Consider the following 15,945-nt stretch of genomic DNA (forward strand, 5'->3'; position numbering starts at 1 on the left):
GCGCGCAAAGCTATTGTTTTGATAGCACGAAATCCGTCACCAGCGGCAGGTGATCGGACATGCGCGCCCAGATCGGCCCGCGCGGCACCGTGGTGGCGACCGGCTCGACCTGGCGGCCGTAGATGAAGTCGAGCTGGGTCACCGGCAGGCGCGAGGGATAGGTCAGCGTGCGCGGTCCGCGCAGGTCGCCGGTGTCGCGCAGCCCCATGGCGTTCATCGCGTAGCGCATGCGCGCGCCCCAGTCGTTGAAATCGCCGGCCACGACCAGCGCCTCGCCGGGCGGGATCTCGCGCTCGATGAATTCCCGCAACAGCGCGACCTGGCGCACACGGCTGCCCTTGATGAGGCCCAGGTGCACCACGATCGCATGCACCGGCTGGCCCTCGACGTCGATCGCCACGTGCAGCAGCCCCCGCTGCTCGAAGCGATGGTCGGAGATGTCCTGATGAGTCTTGCGCAGCACCGGCCAGCGCGTGAGCAGCGCGTTGCCATGCTCGCCGTGCCGCGTGATGGCGTTGGTCTCGTAGACGGCCGTGTAGCCCTCGGGCGCGAGAAAGTCGGCTTGCGGCAGCTCGGGCCAGTGCCTGAAGCGGGCGGCGGCCTGCCGGTTCATCTTGCGCACTTCCTGCAGGCAGACGATGTCGGCATCGAGCTGCTCGATGGCATGGCCCAGGTTGTGGATTTCGAGGCGCCGTGCGGGGCCGATGCCTTGCACACCCTTGTGGATGTTGTAGGTCGCCACCCGGATGCTGTTGGTCGGCGCGTTCATTGCGCAAATTGTGGCAGCAGCAGGATCGCTTCGGCGTTCGAAGGGGAAAAGCAGGCGTCGGCCGCCTCGCGGTAGGGCAGCCAGCGCCAGGCCGTGTGTTCGCGCGGGTCCAGGCGCGGCGTCAGGCGCTCGGGCACGCAGAGGCCGAACAGGTGCTCGGTGTTGTGGGTGACGCCCGGCGCATAGCGGGCGCGCCAGCGGGGGTAGATCTCGTAGATGTTCTGGAGCCGCCAGTCGCGCAGCTGCGAGGCGAGCGCGCTGCCTTCGCCGCAATCGATGCCGGTCTCCTCCGCGACCTCGCGCGCCGCGGTCAGCGCCAGCGGTTCGTCGATGTCATCCTTGCTGCCGGTGACCGACTGCCAGAAGTCCTCGGCATCGGCACGCCGGATCAGCAGCACTTCGAGCGCCGGCGTGTGGATCACGACCAGCACCGACTCGGGAATCTTCCAGGGCCGCCCGCTCACTAACCAACCTTCGCGCCGCGCGCTTCGGTATTCGCCTTGGGGGCGGCCCGGCGGCTCATGCTTGGCCCCGGCCCGCTCAGGCGGCCAGCTGGGCGTTGCGCAACCGGATGTGCAGCTCGCGCAGCTGCTTCTCGTCGACCGGGCTCGGCGCCTGCGTCAGCAGGTCCTGCGCGCGCTGGGTCTTGGGGAAGGCGATCACGTCGCGGATCGACTCCGCACCGCTCAGGAGCATCACCAGCCGGTCCAGGCCGATCGCGATGCCGCCGTGCGGCGGTGCGCCGTACTGCAGCGCGTCGAGCAGGAAGCCGAACTTGTTCTGGGCGTCCTCGGCACTGATCTTGAGCGCGCGGAACACCTTGCTCTGCACCTCCTCGCGGTGGATACGCACCGAGCCGCCGCCCATCTCGATGCCGTTGAGCACCATGTCGTAGGCCTTGGCGATGCACTTCTCGGGCGCAGTGTCCATGAGGTCTTCATGGCCGTCCTTGGGCGCGGTGAAGGGATGGTGCACGGCCGACCAGCGCTGGCCTTCCTCGTCGAACTCGAACATCGGGAAGTCGACGACCCAGAGCGGCGCCCAGCGGTCCTCGAACAGGCCGTTCTTGCGGCCGAAGGCGCTGTGGCCGATCTTCACGCGCAGCGCGCCGATGGCGTCGTTGACGATCTTTTCCTTGTCGGCGCCGAAGAACAGGATGTCGCCGTTGCGCGCACCGGTGCGCGCGATGATTTCCGCCAGCGAGGCATCGTTGAGGTTCTTGACGATCGGGCTCTGCAGGCCCTCGCGCCCCTGCGCCGCGTCGTTGACCTTGATGTAGGCCAAGCCCTTGGCGCCGTAGATCTTGACGAACTCGGTGTAGGCATCGATGTCGCCGCGCGACAGGCCGCCTTCGGCGCCGCCGCCGGGCACGCGCAGCGCCACCACGCGGCCGCCGGGGGTGCTGGCGGCCTGCGCGAAGACCTTGAACTCGACGTTGCGCATCACGTCGGTCAGTTCGGTGAACTCGAGCTTGACGCGCAGGTCGGGCTTGTCGGAGCCGTACTTGAACATCGCGTCCGCATAGCTCATGACCGGGAACGGCGGCAGCTCGACTGCGGCCGCCGCGCGAAACACCTTGCGGATCATGCCTTCGAACATCTCGCGAATCTCTTCCTCGGCCATGAACGAGGTTTCGATGTCGATCTGCGTGAACTCGGGCTGGCGATCGGCGCGCAGGTCCTCGTCGCGGAAGCATTTGACGATCTGGTAGTAGCGGTCGTAGCCGGCCACCATCAGCAGCTGCTTGAAGAGCTGGGGCGACTGCGGCAGCGCGAAGAAGCAGCCGTCGTGCACGCGGCTCGGCACCAGGTAGTCGCGCGCGCCTTCGGGCGTGGACTTGCCGAGCATCGGCGTCTCGATATCGATGAAGCCGTTGGCGTCGAGGAACTTGCGCACCTCCATCGTGACCTTGTAGCGCAGCATCATGTTGCGCTGCATCGCGGGGCGGCGCAGGTCCAGCACGCGGTGCGTGAGGCGGGTGGTTTCCGAGAGGTTGTCGTCGTCCAGCAGAAAGGGCGGCGTGACGGAAGGATTGAGCACCTTCATCTCCTGGCACAGCACTTCGACCTTGCCGCTCTTCAGGTTCTCGTTGACCGTGCCCTCGGGCCGCGCGCGAACCAGGCCGGTGACCTGTACGCAGAACTCGTTGCGCAGGCCCTCGGCCGTGGCAAAGGTGGCGGCGCGATCGGGATCGCACACCACCTGCACGTACCCTTCGCGGTCGCGCAGGTCGATGAAGATCACGCCGCCATGGTCGCGGCGGCGGTTGACCCACCCGCACAGGGTGACGGTTTGGCCCAGCAGGGCTTCGGTCACGAGACCGCTGTAGTGAGAACGCATGGCCATAGGTGGATTCCGGCGCCGACAGTGGCGCGTTTTATTTGATCGCGATGGTTGCGGGGCCGCCGGGAACGACCACGCCCATCGACACGATGTACTTGAGCGCGTCGTCCACGCTCATCTTGAGTTCGATGCAGTCGCTGCGCTTGAGCATCACGAAATAGCCGCCCGTCGGGTTGGGCGTGGTCGGCACGTAGACGCTGAGGTAGTCGCCGCCGCCGAGGTGCTCCACCACGTCGCTGCCGGGAGCACCGGTCACGAACGCGATGGTCCACACGCCTTCGCGCGGCCACTCGACCAGTACCGCGGTGCGGAACGCATTGCCGTTCTCGGAGAACAGCGTGTCCGACACCTGCTTGACGCTGGAGTAGATCGAGCGGACCACCGGAATGCGGCGCACCACGGCATCGCCCCATCCCAGCAGGCGCTTGCCGACGAAATTGCTCGCGATCGCGCCGACCGCCAGCAGGATCGCCAGCGTCAAGAGCACGCCCAGCCCGCGCACCCTGTGGTCGTTGAGCCACTTCTGCCAATCTTCCGGCAGCAGCCACAGCGTCTGGTCGAGCGTGCCGATGATCCAGTTCAGCACGCCCAGCGTGATGACCAGCGGCACGATGACCAGCAAGCCGGAAAGCACCCATTTGCGCAGCGCGAGCATGGCGTGTGCGGCTCGATCAGTCGTTCTTGGCCGCGGCAGCGGCAGGCGCCGGCGCCGGCGCGGGGGATGCGGCAGGCGCAGCGGACGGTGCCGGCGCGCCCGCAGTTTCGGCCGGCTTCGCGGCAGTTCCGTCGGCCGGCGCGCCCGCACCGTCAGCGCCCTTTTCAGCGCCCTTCTTGCCGCCGCCGTCGCGGAAATCGGTCACGTACCAGCCCGATCCCTTGAGCTGGAAGCCGGCGGCGGTGAGCTGCTTGCTGAACGCACCCACGCCGCAGCTCGGGCACTCGGTCAAGGGCGCATCGGACAATTTCTGCAGCACGTCCTTGGCAAAGCCGCAGGCGCTGCACTTGTAGGCGTAGATAGGCATGGGGTCGGGGGGCGGATGAGCGGCCGGCGGCCGCTCGCAAAGCTCTCGATTATAAGCGCCGCCCCACCGCCGCTCAGGCGGGGTCGACGGCCAGCGGACGATGCGGCGTGCGGGTGTTGGAGACCCACTGTGGCGCCAGCGAGCCGGCGAACATGCCGGCGAAGGCCGCCAGCACACCGGCCAGTTGTGCCGGGAACTGCTCGCCCCAAGGCATGGCCAGGAACAGCAGCCAGACCCCGATGCCCAGCACGACCGCCGCAATGGCGCCCTGGGTCGTCGCGCGCTGCCAGTACAGGCCGCAGACCAGCGGCACGAAGGCGCCCACCAGCGGCACCTGGTAGGCGCCCGAGACCAGCTCGTAGATCGGCGTGCCCTGCATGCGGATCGCATAGGCGAGCACGGCGACGCTGAAGAGCAGCACCGTGATGCGCATCGTCATCAGGTTGGATTTGTCGCTGCCGGCCGGCCGGAACTGGCGCCAGATGTTCTCGGTGAAGGTCACGCTCGGCGCCAGCAGCGTGGCCGAGGCCGTCGACTTGATGGCCGACAGCAGCGCGCCGAAGAAGAACACCTGCATCACGAAGGGCATCTTCTCGAGCACCAGCATGGGCAGCACCTTTTGCGGATCTTCCTTCAGCAGCGTCGCGGTCTGCTCCGGCATGATCAGGAGCGCGCTCGCCACCAGGAACATCGGCACGGCGGCGAACAGGATGTACGCGACGCCGCCGATCACCGGGCCGCGCGTCGAGGCCTTCACGCTGTTGGCCGACATGACGCGCTGAAACACGTCCTGCTGCGGAATCGAGCCGAGCATCATGGTGATCGCGGCGGCAAAGAAGAAGATGATGTCCTTGAAGTTCGGCTCCGGCCAGAACCGGAACAGGTCCTTGCTGGCGGCGAAGGCGATCACCTTGTCGGCACCGCCGGCCATGTTGCCCGCGAACATCGCGATCACCGCCAGGCCCAGCACCAGGATGATCATCTGGATGAAATCGGTCACCGCCACCGACCACATGCCGCCAAACAGCGTGTAGGCCAGGATCGAGACCACGCCGATCACCATGCCGATCGGGATGCTGATGACGCCGCCCGACAGCAGGTTGAACACCAGCCCGAGCGCCGTAACCTGCGCGGAGACCCAGCCGAGGTAGCTCAGCATGATGATCAGCGAGCAAGCGATCTCGATGGTGCGGCCGAAGCGCTCCCGGTAATAGTCGCTGATGGTGAGCAGCGTCATGCGGTAGAGCTTGCCGGCGAAGAAGAGCCCGACCAGGATCAGGCAGGTGCCGGCGCCGAAAGGATCCTCGACCACGCTGTTCAGGCCCCCTTCGATGAACTTGGCCGGGATGCCAAGCACCGTTTCGGAGCCGAACCAGGTGGCGAAAGTGGTCGTCACGATCATGTAGAGCGGCAGATGGCGCCCGGCGATCGCGAAATCGGTGGTGTTCTTCACGCGCTTGGCCGCATACAGGCCGACGGCGATCGTGAGCAGCAGGTAGATGATGACCAGGGTCAGCAGCACGACGAAATCTCCTTTCAGAAAAGACGCACGCGCACCAGCACCTGCATCGCGATCAACCCCAATACAAAACCTATGCCACCGTAGATGATGGCCTGCAGGAGCCGGTTGGTCCGCTTTTGAGCGGCCAGCAGTTCCATCAGTTCGCGCCGGTGGTCGGCCGGCCGATTTTCGAGGAAATCGTGCAGAAGCCGAGGCAATTGGGGCAGCAGCTTGGCGTAGCGCGGCGCCTCGGCGCGCAGCTGCTCCAGCAGCTTGCGCGGGCCGATCTGGTCGCTCATCCACTTCTCGAGGAAAGGCTTGGCCGTGTGCCAGAGGTCGAGTTCGGGATCGAGCTGGCGGCCCAGGCCCTCGATGTTGAGCAGGGTCTTCTGCAGCAGCACCAGCTGCGGCTGGATCTCGACGTGGAAACGGCGCGAGGTCTGGAACAGGCGCATCAGGACCATGCCGAGCGAGATCTCCTTCAGCGGCCGGTCGAAGTAAGGCTCGCACACGGTGCGGATCGCGCCCTCGAGCTCGTCGATGCGCGTGCCTTCGGGAACCCAGCCGCTTTCGAGGTGCAGCTCGGCCACGCGCTTGTAGTCGCGCCTGAAGAAGGCGGCGAAGTTCTGCGCCAGGTACTCCTTGTCGGACTCGGTCAGCGTGCCGATGATGCCGAAGTCCAGCGAGATGTAGCGCCCGAAAGTGGCCGGGTCCAGGCTGACCTGGATGTTGCCCGGGTGCATGTCGGCATGGAAGAAGCCGTCGCGAAACACCTGCGTGAAGAAGATGGTGACGCCGTCGCGCGCCAGCTTCGGGATGTCGACCCCGGCCGCCCGCAGGCGGTCGAGCTGGGCGATGGGCACGCCCTTCATGCGCTCCATCACGATCACCTCGGGATGGCAGAAGTCCCAGAGCATCTCGGGGATCATCACCAGTTCGAGCTTGCTCATGTTGCGCCGCAACTGGGCGGCGTTGGCGGCTTCCCGCACCAGGTCGAGCTCGTCGTGCAGGTACTTGTCGAACTCGGCCACCACCTCGCGCGGCTTGAGCCGCTTGGCATCGGTCGACAATCCCTCCACCCAGGCGGCCATCATGGCCATGAGTTCCAGGTCCTTTTCGATCACGCCGCGCATGCCGGGCCGCAGTACCTTGACCGCGACCTCGCGCACGGCGCCGCCGGGGTCGCGGATGGTCGCGAAATGCACCTGCGCGATCGACGCGCTGGCCACAGGCGTCTCGTCGAACTGCACGAAGATCTCGCCCACCGGCCGGCGGAAGGCGCGCTCGATGGTCGCGATCGCGACCTTCGAATCGAAGGGCGGCACGCGGTCCTGCAGCCAGGCCAGCTCGTCCGCGATGTCGGCAGGCAGCAGGTCGCGCCGCGTCGACAGCACCTGCCCGAACTTCACGAAGATCGGCCCCAGGCTCTCCAGCGCTTCGCGCAGGCGCTGGCCGCGCGGCGCGTCGAGATTGCGGCCGATCGAGACGACGCGCGCCACCACGCGCAGCCAGGGCTTTTGGAAGCTCGTGAGCACGAGCTCGTCGAGGCCGTAGCGCAGCGCGACCAGGACGATGACGATGCCGCGGTAGAAACGCCTCATTCGGGGCCTGCGGGCCCGGCGGCCTTGCCGCCGCGCTCACCGACGAACTGCCGCAGTGCCGCCACCACGCGCCGGGCGCCGGTGGCAATGGTGTGGGCGGGAACATCGCCGATCACGCGCGCCAAGTCATCCTCGACGTCCCAGCGCACGTGGTCGACCAGCCAGTTGACCTCGGCCGCCAGTTGCACGTCGCCTTCGATGCGCACCGGCGGCTTGTCGCCGCGGAACGCGGCCCGCGCGAGGCCGAACGGGGATTCCTCGGTCACCGCGAGCGTGAGCTCGGAGAGGGCGTCCTCGGGCGCCAGGTCGAGCAGGCCGGCCGGCGTGGCCACGAACTTCATCGTGACGAAGCGCCATTCGAACTGGACCACCCGCCCCTGCTGGCGCATCAGCCGCTGCTGGGCCTCGGGTTCCTGCTGCAGCACGTGGTTGAGAAACAGCACGGCGCGGTGCTGGACCTCGTGGACGACCCAATCGGGCGGCTGCAAGCGGCTGCCGACGCGGTTGACGAAGTCGTCGAGAAAAGAAAATGGGGACGATGGTGTGACCATGTCCCCATTATTCCTGAGCCGTCGGCCTCCCGGCCGCGGCGCTGCGTGCTTTTACTGCAGAGCTTGCACGCCGGCCACCAGCCAGCCGCTCGTGCCGCTGGTCGGCTTGGTCATGTTCCAGACTTCGCGGAAGGGGCTCGGGCCGGAGGACACGTCCTCGCGGATCATGCCGGAGAACTCGACGCTGGCCAGATAGGCATCGGGCAGTTCTTCGATGCCCAGCAGCTTGGCATCCAGCATCACGACCTCGGTCTTGTTCGGCTGGCCGCCGGTGTGGTTCTCGCGCTCGGCCAGCTGCTGGCGGATCTCGCCGACCATGCCGTCGGTCATCATCGAACGCAGGGTTCCGATGTCGGTGCGGTCCCAGGCGTCCTGCAGGGTCACGAAGTTGCGCTTGGCAGCGGCGAGGAAACCGTCGACATCGAAGCCGGCCGGGATGCCCCAGGACTGCGAGCCGCCCAAGGCCGAACCGATCAGGCTGCCACCGGCCGCTGCCGCGCCCGCCATCGACGAACCGCCGGTGCTGCGCTCGGCCGGGTGATCGGGCTGCTGCGCCGGGCTGGCGTCGAAGGCCGCGGTGTTGCGCTCCCACGGACGGGCCGAGGCGTCGTTGCCGACGTTGTTCGGGCTGTACTGCGAAGGCGCCGTGGCGTCAGCGGGATGGCCTGCGCCCTGGAACGCGAAGCCGCCGCTGCGGGACGCGCCGTTGGCGCGCGAACGCGCCGCGAAGATGCGCCACACGACCACGGCCGCGACCACCAGCAGGAGGATCAGCAGGATGTTGCCAAAGGCTGCGCCGAGGCCGAGCGAATGCGCAAGCCAGGCCAGGCCGAGGCCCGCAGCCAGGCCGCCGAGCATGCCGGCCCACGGACGCTTGGGCGCCGCCGCAGCGGGCGCGGCCGCGGCCGGCTTGGCCGCAGCGCTGTTCACGTTCTGTGCGGGGGCGCCGGGCGCGGCCGGCGCAGTGGGCGTTGCCTCGCGCTGCGTCACGTTGCCCGACTGCTTGCCGATCGACGTTCCGCCGCCCAGGCGGCGTGCGTCGGCGTCGATGCTCACAGCGGCCAGCGCGCACACCAGCAAAACGGACCAAAAACTCTTCATGACGTCTCCTCTTTCGGCAAAAAATTTCTTCATCAGCACTTGATTCCAACATGCAGGGCGACAACGCCACCGGTCATGTTGTGATAGTCCACATGTCCGAAACCGCCCTCTTTCATGAGGGTCTTGAGCTCCTCTTGCGAGGGATGCATCCGGATCGACTCGGCCAGGTAGCGATAGCTCGCATCGTCGCCCGCCACCACCTTGCCGAGCAGCGGCAGCACCTTGAACGAATACCAGTCGTAGACCTTGGAAAGCGGCTTGGCGACCTTGGAGAACTCGAGCACCAGGAGCTTGCCGCGCGGCTTCAGCACGCGGTTCATTTCCTTCAGTGCGAGGTCCTTGTGCGTCATGTTGCGCAGGCCGAAGGCGACGCACACGACATCGAAGTGATCATCCGGGAAGGGCAGCTTCTCGGCATCGCACACCAGCGTGGGCAGCGCGACGCCGCCATCGAGCAGCCGGTCGCGGCCGGTGCGCAGCATGGCTTCGTTGATGTCCGTATGCACCACCTCGCCGCTTGCGCCCGCCTTCTTCGCGAAGGCCAGTGCGAGGTCGCCCGTGCCGCCCGCGATGTCGAGCACCTTCGAGCCCTCGCCCACGTTGGCGACCATCACCGTGTAGGCCTTCCAGGCACGATGCAGGCCCGCCGACATCAGGTCGTTCATGAGGTCGTAGCGTGTTGCGACCGAGTCGAACACGCCGCGCACGCGCCGCGCCTTGTCGCTTTCCTCGACCGATTCGAAACCGAAATGGGTACTGCTCATGCACCCGATGTTAGGCCGGAAGCGTTCACATCAAGCCGACGACCCCGCAGGGACGGCGGTCATTCGTTGCTTTGGGCCAAAGAAAGCGGCGCTCAGTGGCTGCCACAGGCGTGGCCGCCCTTCTCGGCCATCGGCGCATCGCGGTCGACGCCTGCAGCGGCCAGGCGCCGCTCGTACTCGGCCCAGAGTTCGTCCTGCTTGGCCCCGAGTTCGTACAGCAGGTCCCACGAGAAGATGCCGGTATCGTGGCCGTCGGAGAAGCTCGGTTGAACCGCGTAGTTGCCGACCGGCTGCAGGTCCAGCAGACCGACGTTGCGCTTGCCGGTCTGCAGCACTTCCTGGCCCGGCCCGTGACCCTGCACTTCCGCCGAGGGCGAATAGATGCGCATCAGCTCGAAGGGGATGCGGAAGGTGGCACCGTCGGAGAAGCCGACCTCCAGCACGCGCGACTGGTTGTGCACGGTGATCGATTGCGGCGTCGGCGCGCCGGCTTGCAAACCTGCCATCAGAAACTCCTTGTCGCCAGGCGCTGGATCATCTCGCGTTCCAGCGATGGCAGTTTGACCTCGATCCCGGCCTCGCGTTCCGGATCGCGCTCGCGCTGCACTTCGGCCCAGACCGACCCAGGGAAACGCGGGTCCCAATCGAAGCGCGCGATCACGTGCCAGTGCAGGTGGGGAACCATGTTGCCCAGCGCCGCGAGGTTGATCTTGGCCGGCGCCAGGGCGTTGCGCAGGCTTTGCTCCACGGCGACCACCGCATCCATGCACAACGCGCGGTCTTCCGGCCCCAGATCCGACCACTCGGCCACGTGGTCTTTCCAGACGACGCGATAGAACGCGGGAAAGCCCGCTTCCGCAGCATGGATGACGCGAAACTTCGCAGCCTCGAAGACCAGACGTCCGCCAGGCTCGTCGCACAAAGGGCAGCCAGCCGCGCGCGTCATACCAGCACGCGTTCGATGCCGCCCTGATTGGCCGCGGCCACGTACTCGGGCATCCAGTCGTCGCCGAGGATCTTGTTCGCCATCTCGACCACGATGTAGTCGGCTTCGAGCAGGCCGTTGTTCAGGTCGTTGCCGTAGCGGCTCAGGCCCTGCAGGCAGCTCGGGCAGCTGGTGAGGATCTTGACGTTGGCCTTGGGCCCGACCATGCCGCTGTCGCGCAGCGCGGCCTCGCCCTTCTTCAGCTCCTCTTCCTTGCGGAAGCGGATCTGCGTCGAGATGTCCGGGCGCGTCACGCCCAGCGTGCCGGACTCGCCGCAGCAGCGGTCGTTCTTGAGCACGTTGTCGCCGACCAGCGCCTTGACGGTCTTCATCGGATCCTGCAGCTTCATCGGGCTGTGGCAGGGGTCGTGGTACAGGTAGCCGCCACCAGCGGCGCCACCTAGCGTGATGCCCTTCTCGAGCAGGTACTCGTGGATGTCGATGATCCTGCAGCCCGGGAAGATCTTGTCGAACTGATAGCCCTGCAGCTGGTCGTAGCAGGTGCCGCAGCTCACCACCACCGTCTTGATGTCGAGGTAGTTCAGCGTGTTGGCCACGCGGTGGAACAGCACGCGGTTGTCGGTGATCATCTTCTCCGCCTTGTCGTACTGGCCGCTGCCGCGCTGCGGGTAGCCGCAGCACAGATAGCCGGGCGGCAGCACGGTCTGCACGCCCGCATGCCACAGCATCGCCTGCGTGGCCAGGCCCACCTGCGAAAAGAGACGCTCCGAGCCGCAGCCCGGGAAATAGAACACGGCCTCGGTCTCGGAGGTGGTCGCCTTCGGGTTGCGGATGATCGGCACGTAGTCGGCATCCTCGATGTCCAGCAGCGCGCGCGCGGTCTGCTTGGGCAGCCCGCCCGGCATCTTCTTGTTGATGAAGTGGATCACCTGCTCCTTGACCGGCGCCGGGCCCAGCGTGGCCGGCGGGGCCGCGGTCTGCTTCTTCGCCAGGCCCCGCAGCAGGTCGTTGGCCAGGCGTTGGGCCTTGAAGCCGATATCGACCATGCCGGTGCGCATCATCTTGATGGTCTGCGGATTGGTGGCGTTGAGGAAGAACATCGCCGCCGCATTGCCGGGCCGGAAGGACTTCTGGCCCATCTTGCGCAGCAGGTTGCGCATGTTCATCGACACGTCGCCGAAGTCGATGTCGACCGGGCAAGGCGTCAGGCACTTGTGGCACACCGTGCAGTGGTCGGCCACGTCCTCGAACTCTTCCCAGTGCTTGATGCTGACGCCGCGCCGGGTCTGCTCCTCGTAGAGGAAAGCCTCCACCAGGAGCGAGGTCGCCAGGATCTTGTTGCGCGGCGAGTAGAGCAGGTTGGCGCGCGGCACGTGCGTCGCGCACACCGGCTTGCACTTGCCGCAGCGCAGGCAGTCCTTCACGCTGTCGGCAATGGCGCCGATGTCGCTCTGCTGCATGATCAGCGATTCGTGGCCCATGAGGCCGAAGCTGGGCGTGTAGGCGTTGGTCAAGTCGGCATGCAGCGGGCCGCCATCGCCGAGCACGGGACGCAGCAGCTTGCCCTTGTTGAAGCGCCCTTCCGGGTCGACCCGCTTCTTGTAGTCGGTGAAGGGCTGCAGCTCCGCGTCGGACAGGAATTCGAGCTTGGTGATGCCGATGCCGTGCTCGCCCGAGATCACGCCGTCGAGGCTGCGTGCCAGCACCATGATGCGTGCCACCGCGGCATGCGCGGTCTGCAGCATCTCGTAGTTGTCGCTGTTGACCGGGATGTTGGTGTGCACGTTGCCGTCGCCCGCGTGCATGTGCAGCGCGATCCAGACGCGGCCCTTGAGCACGCGCTGGTGGATGGCATTGCACTCGGCCAGGATCGGCGCGAACTCGGCGCCGCTGAAGATGGCCGCAAGCGGCGCACGGATCTGCGTCTTCCAGCTCGCGCGCAGCGAGTGGTCCTGCAGCTGCGGGAACAGCGCTTCGATGTCATCGAGCCAGCCCTGCCACATCGCCCGCACCTCGCGCACCAGCGCCGCGGCCTGGGCGGCGCGGTCTTCCAGCAGCTCGGCCGACGCAATCTCGCTGGCATCGTCGCTTCTGCCCAGCGGCAGGTTGCCGCGCACGAAGAAGGCTTCGAGCTCGTCGGCGAGCACAAGCTTGTTCTGAAGCGAGAGCTCGATGTTGATGCGCTCGATGCCGTCGGTGTACTCGGCCATGCGCGGCAGCGGGATCACCACGTCCTCGTTGATCTTGAAGGCGTTGGTGTGTTTGCTGATGGCGGCCGTGCGCTTGCGGTCGAGCCAGAACTTCTTGCGCGCCTCGGGGCTGATCGCGATGAAGCCTTCGCCGCTGCGCGAGTTGGCGATGCGCACCACCTCGGAGGTCACGCGCGCGACCGCATCGGCATCGTCGCCGGCGATGTCGCCGAACAGCACCATCTTCGGCAGGCCACCGTGCTTCTTGGACTTGGTCGCGTAGCCCACTGCCTTCAGGTAGCGGTCGTCCAGATGTTCGAGACCGGCCAGCAGCACCCCGGAGCGCTTCTGCTCCGCGAACATGAAATCCTTGATCTCGACAATGCTGGGCACCGCGTCCTTGGCATTGCCGAAGAACTCCAGGCAGACAGTGCGCGTGTGCGCCGGCATGCGATGCACCACCCAGCGCGCGCTGGTGATGAGGCCGTCGCAACCTTCCTTCTGGATGCCGGGCAGACCCGAGAGGAACTTGTCGGTCACGTCCTTGCCGAGGCCTTCCTTGCGGAAGGTCTTGCCGACGATCTCGAGCCGCTCGTTGCGCAGCTTGGTCTTCCCGTCGGCCGCGAAGTACTGCAGATCGAAGACCGCGCTGTCGGCGTCGTGGATCTTGCCGAGGTTGTGGCCGATGCGCGTGACTTCGAGCCACTCGGCCTCGGGCGTCACCATGCGCCAGGAGGCCAGGTTGTCGAGCGCGGTGCCCCAGAGCACCGCCTTCTTGCCGCCCGCGTTCATCGCGACGTTGCCGCCGACGCAGGAGGCTTCGGCCGAGGTGGGGTCGACCGCGAACACGAAGCCCGCGCGCTCGGCCGCATCGGCCACGCGCTGGGTGACCACGCCGGCTTCGGTCCAGACGGTGGGCACCGGCGCATCGAGCCCGGGCAGCGAGACCATTTCGACCTCGGTCATCGCCTCGAGCTTCTCGGTGTTGATGACGGCGCTGTTCCAGGTCAGCGGGATCGCGCCGCCGGTGTAGCCGGTGCCGCCGCCGCGCGGAATGATGGTGAGCCCCAGCTCGATGCAGCCCTTGACCAGCCCGGCCATCTCGACCTCGGTGTCGGGCGTGAGCACGACGAAGGGGTATTCGACCCGCCAGTCGGTCGCATCCGTCACGTGCGACACGCGCGAGAGGCCGTCGAACTTGATGTTGTCCTTGGCCGTGAGCCGGCCCAGCGCGCGCGTGGCCTTGCGCCGGAGCGCCGCCACATCGCGGAACATGGTGTCGAAGGCCTGCACCGCCTGGGCCACCAGCGCGGTCAACTCGCCGACCAGCGCGTCGCGCTGCGCGGCCGCGTCCGGCGTGCGGCGCTTCTGCACCTCGGACAGGCGGTGGTTGAGCGCATCGACCAGCTGGCCGCGCCGGCGCGGGTTGTCCAGCAGGTCGTCGACCAGGTAGGGATTGCGCTGCACCACCCAGATGTCGCCCAGCACCTCGTAGAGCATGCGCGCCGAACGGCCGGTGCGGCGCTCGGCCCGGAGCGTCTGCAGCAGTTCCCAGCCGCGCTCGCCCAGGAGGCGGATCACGATCTCGCGATCGGAAAAACTCGTGTAGTTGTAAGGGATCTCACGCAATCGCGCGGGCTCTTCGGCCTGCGACAACAACGCCGTCAACGCGGTCGGAGCATTCATCGGGGAGTGGCCTCGGTCGGGCGCTGCGCGCCCATGAACCAGGGGCATGAATTTTAAGTCAGCCCCGCGCACCTTGCCGGGGGGGGGGTCTAGAAGAGGACCCGGCTGCGAATGGTGCCGGGCACCTTCGCCAGCTTTTCGAGCGCGAGATCGGAGTACGCGGCATCGATGTCGGTCACCACGTAGCCCACCTTCTCGTTGGTCTGCAGGAACTGCGAGGCGATGTTGATGTTGTTCTCGGCGAACACGCGGTTGATATCGGACAGCACGCCCGGCACGTTGCGGTGGATGTGCAGCAGCCGGTGCTTGCCCGGGTGCGCCGGCAGCGCCACCTCGGGGAAGTTGACCGAGGAGGTCGAGGTGCCGTTGTCGCTGTACTTCACCAGTTTCTCGGCCACTTCGAGGCCGATGTTGGCCTGCGCCTCCATCGTCGAGCCGCCGATGTGCGGCGTGAGGATCACGTTGTCCAGCCCGCGCAGCGGCGACTGGAACTCGTCCTTGTTGCTGCGCGGCTCGACCGGGAACACGTCGATCGCGGCGCCCAGCAGCTTCTTTTGCTTGAGCGATTCGGCCAGCGCATCGATCTCGACCACGGTGCCGCGCGAGGCGTTGATCAGGATCGCGCCCGGCTTCATGGCCGCGAGTTCGGCCGCGCCGATCATCCACTGCGTGGCCTGGGTCTCCGGAACGTGCAGGCTCACGATGTCGCTTTGCGCCAGCAGGTCGTGCAGTTCGCGCACCTGGCGCGCGTTGCCCAGCGGCAGCTTGGTGACCACGTCGAAGAAAGCCACCTGCATGCCGAGCGCCTCGGCCAGCACCGACAGCTGCGCGCCGATGGAGCCGTAGCCCACGATGCCCAGCGTCTTGCCGCGGATCTCGAAGGCGTTCTCGGCCGACTTGAGCCAGCCGCCGCGATGCGCCACCGCACTCTTCTCGGGCACGCCGCGCAAGAGCAGGATGGCCTCGGCCAGTACCAGCTCGGCCACCGAGCGCGTGTTGGAGTAAGGCGCGTTGAAGACCGCCACGCCGTGCTCGCGCGCCGCATCCAGATCGACCTGGTTGGTGCCGATGCAGAAGGCGCCGACTGCGACCAGCTTCTGCGCAGCGGCAAACACGTCGGCCGTCAGCTGCGTGCGCGAGCGGATGCCCAGGAAGTGCACGTCGGCGACGCGGGCCTTGAGCTCCGCCTCCGGCAGCGCGCCGGCGAGCGTCTCGATGCTCGTGTAGCCCGCGGCCCGCAGCACCTCGACCGCCGAGGGGTGGATGCCTTCGAGCAGAAGGAACTTGATCTTGCTTTTGTCGAGGGAGGTCTTGCTCATGGAAGCCCCGGCGACGGGCTGAAAAATCGGAGGGCGATGCTAGCATGGTGCGGCGCAGCAAGCGGGGTGTGCGGCCATGCGCCAAAAGGGTTTCCCCGGTTGGACGAGCCCCCTCGCCGTGCGACAAATGTGACGCAGCCGTGTCATACGCGC

14 protein-coding genes are annotated in these 15,945 nt (G+C 66.9%); all 14 read right to left on the reverse strand.

What is annotated here, in order from left to right; all coding sequences use genetic code 11:
- Positions 1 to 10 precede the first annotated feature (10 nt).
- Positions 11 to 769, reverse strand: a complete 759-nt coding sequence (locus ACSQ89_RS22525; RefSeq protein WP_093105827.1) for an endonuclease/exonuclease/phosphatase family protein — start codon at positions 767 to 769, stop codon at positions 11 to 13.
- On the reverse strand, positions 766 to 1,233 hold the full coding sequence (gene nudB, locus ACSQ89_RS22530; protein WP_436293349.1) for a dihydroneopterin triphosphate diphosphatase: 468 nt from the start codon (positions 1,231 to 1,233) through the stop codon (positions 766 to 768). Before nudB ends, ACSQ89_RS22525 begins: the two co-directional genes overlap by 4 nt.
- 76 nt (positions 1,234 to 1,309) lie before the next feature.
- Entirely contained in the window at positions 1,310 to 3,115 is a 1,806-nt protein-coding gene (gene aspS, locus ACSQ89_RS22535; protein WP_093105823.1) for an aspartate--tRNA ligase, read from the reverse strand.
- A 31-nt stretch (positions 3,116 to 3,146) separates the two neighbouring features.
- A complete protein-coding gene (locus tag ACSQ89_RS22540; RefSeq protein WP_093105821.1) occupies positions 3,147 to 3,767 on the reverse strand; it encodes a DUF502 domain-containing protein in 621 nt (206 codons plus the stop codon).
- A 16-nt stretch (positions 3,768 to 3,783) separates the two neighbouring features.
- Positions 3,784 to 4,134, reverse strand: a complete 351-nt coding sequence (locus ACSQ89_RS22545) for an FmdB family zinc ribbon protein (protein WP_093105818.1) — start codon at positions 4,132 to 4,134, stop codon at positions 3,784 to 3,786.
- A 73-nt stretch (positions 4,135 to 4,207) separates the two neighbouring features.
- Positions 4,208 to 5,656, reverse strand: coding sequence for a sodium:solute symporter family protein (locus ACSQ89_RS22550; protein WP_436293347.1), 1,449 nt, complete (start codon positions 5,654 to 5,656; stop codon positions 4,208 to 4,210).
- A 14-nt stretch (positions 5,657 to 5,670) separates the two neighbouring features.
- The gene (gene ubiB, locus ACSQ89_RS22555) at positions 5,671 to 7,236 is read right to left on the reverse strand and encodes a ubiquinone biosynthesis regulatory protein kinase UbiB (RefSeq protein ID WP_093105812.1); all 1,566 of its coding nucleotides are present in this window, start codon (positions 7,234 to 7,236) and stop codon (positions 5,671 to 5,673) included.
- Complete coding sequence (locus ACSQ89_RS22560) at positions 7,233 to 7,787, reverse strand: ubiquinone biosynthesis accessory factor UbiJ (RefSeq protein ID WP_093105810.1); 555 nt, start codon at positions 7,785 to 7,787, stop codon at positions 7,233 to 7,235. Before ACSQ89_RS22560 ends, ubiB begins: the two co-directional genes overlap by 4 nt.
- A 51-nt stretch (positions 7,788 to 7,838) precedes the next feature.
- Complete coding sequence (locus ACSQ89_RS22565; protein WP_436293346.1) at positions 7,839 to 8,888, reverse strand: Tim44 domain-containing protein; 1,050 nt, start codon at positions 8,886 to 8,888, stop codon at positions 7,839 to 7,841.
- A 32-nt stretch (positions 8,889 to 8,920) separates the two neighbouring features.
- Positions 8,921 to 9,652, reverse strand: coding sequence for a bifunctional demethylmenaquinone methyltransferase/2-methoxy-6-polyprenyl-1,4-benzoquinol methylase UbiE (gene ubiE / locus ACSQ89_RS22570; RefSeq protein ID WP_436293345.1), 732 nt, complete (start codon positions 9,650 to 9,652; stop codon positions 8,921 to 8,923).
- 92 nt (positions 9,653 to 9,744) lie between these two features.
- Positions 9,745 to 10,158 (reverse strand): gamma-butyrobetaine hydroxylase-like domain-containing protein, encoded by a 414-nt coding sequence (locus ACSQ89_RS22575; RefSeq protein ID WP_093105804.1) that lies wholly within the window; start codon positions 10,156 to 10,158, stop codon positions 9,745 to 9,747.
- Positions 10,158 to 10,598, reverse strand: a complete 441-nt coding sequence (locus ACSQ89_RS22580; protein WP_436293344.1) for an HIT family protein — start codon at positions 10,596 to 10,598, stop codon at positions 10,158 to 10,160. The genes ACSQ89_RS22575 and ACSQ89_RS22580 overlap by 1 nt, the downstream gene beginning before the upstream one ends.
- Positions 10,595 to 14,473, reverse strand: coding sequence for a DUF3683 domain-containing protein (locus tag ACSQ89_RS22585; protein ID WP_436293343.1), 3,879 nt, complete (start codon positions 14,471 to 14,473; stop codon positions 10,595 to 10,597). The genes ACSQ89_RS22580 and ACSQ89_RS22585 overlap by 4 nt, the downstream gene beginning before the upstream one ends.
- Positions 14,474 to 14,562: 89 nt before the next feature.
- Positions 14,563 to 15,792, reverse strand: a complete 1,230-nt coding sequence (gene serA, locus ACSQ89_RS22590; RefSeq protein WP_436293341.1) for a phosphoglycerate dehydrogenase — start codon at positions 15,790 to 15,792, stop codon at positions 14,563 to 14,565.
- Between the last annotated feature and the right edge of the window lie 153 nt (positions 15,793 to 15,945).

The organism is Variovorax sp. LjRoot175 (genome assembly GCF_964253805.1).
Lineage (GTDB): Bacteria > Pseudomonadota > Gammaproteobacteria > Burkholderiales > Burkholderiaceae_C > Variovorax.

Coding starts and splice junctions, on each gene's coding strand:
- ACSQ89_RS22565 (WP_436293346.1), bottom strand. CDS start 8,888: ATGAAGAGTTTTTGGTCCGTTTTGCTGGTGTGCGCGCTGGCCGCTGTG.
- aspS (WP_093105823.1), bottom strand. CDS start 3,115: ATGGCCATGCGTTCTCACTACAGCGGTCTCGTGACCGAAGCCCTGCTG.
- ACSQ89_RS22580 (WP_436293344.1), bottom strand. CDS start 10,598: ATGACGCGCGCGGCTGGCTGCCCTTTGTGCGACGAGCCTGGCGGACGT.
- ACSQ89_RS22525 (WP_093105827.1), bottom strand. CDS start 769: ATGAACGCGCCGACCAACAGCATCCGGGTGGCGACCTACAACATCCAC.
- ACSQ89_RS22545 (WP_093105818.1), bottom strand. CDS start 4,134: ATGCCTATCTACGCCTACAAGTGCAGCGCCTGCGGCTTTGCCAAGGAC.
- ubiE (WP_436293345.1), bottom strand. CDS start 9,652: ATGAGCAGTACCCATTTCGGTTTCGAATCGGTCGAGGAAAGCGACAAG.
- serA (WP_436293341.1), bottom strand. CDS start 15,792: ATGAGCAAGACCTCCCTCGACAAAAGCAAGATCAAGTTCCTTCTGCTC.
- ubiB (WP_093105812.1), bottom strand. CDS start 7,236: ATGAGGCGTTTCTACCGCGGCATCGTCATCGTCCTGGTCGCGCTGCGC.
- ACSQ89_RS22575 (WP_093105804.1), bottom strand. CDS start 10,158: ATGGCAGGTTTGCAAGCCGGCGCGCCGACGCCGCAATCGATCACCGTG.
- ACSQ89_RS22560 (WP_093105810.1), bottom strand. CDS start 7,787: ATGGTCACACCATCGTCCCCATTTTCTTTTCTCGACGACTTCGTCAAC.
- ACSQ89_RS22585 (WP_436293343.1), bottom strand. CDS start 14,473: ATGAATGCTCCGACCGCGTTGACGGCGTTGTTGTCGCAGGCCGAAGAG.
- ACSQ89_RS22540 (WP_093105821.1), bottom strand. CDS start 3,767: ATGCTCGCGCTGCGCAAATGGGTGCTTTCCGGCTTGCTGGTCATCGTG.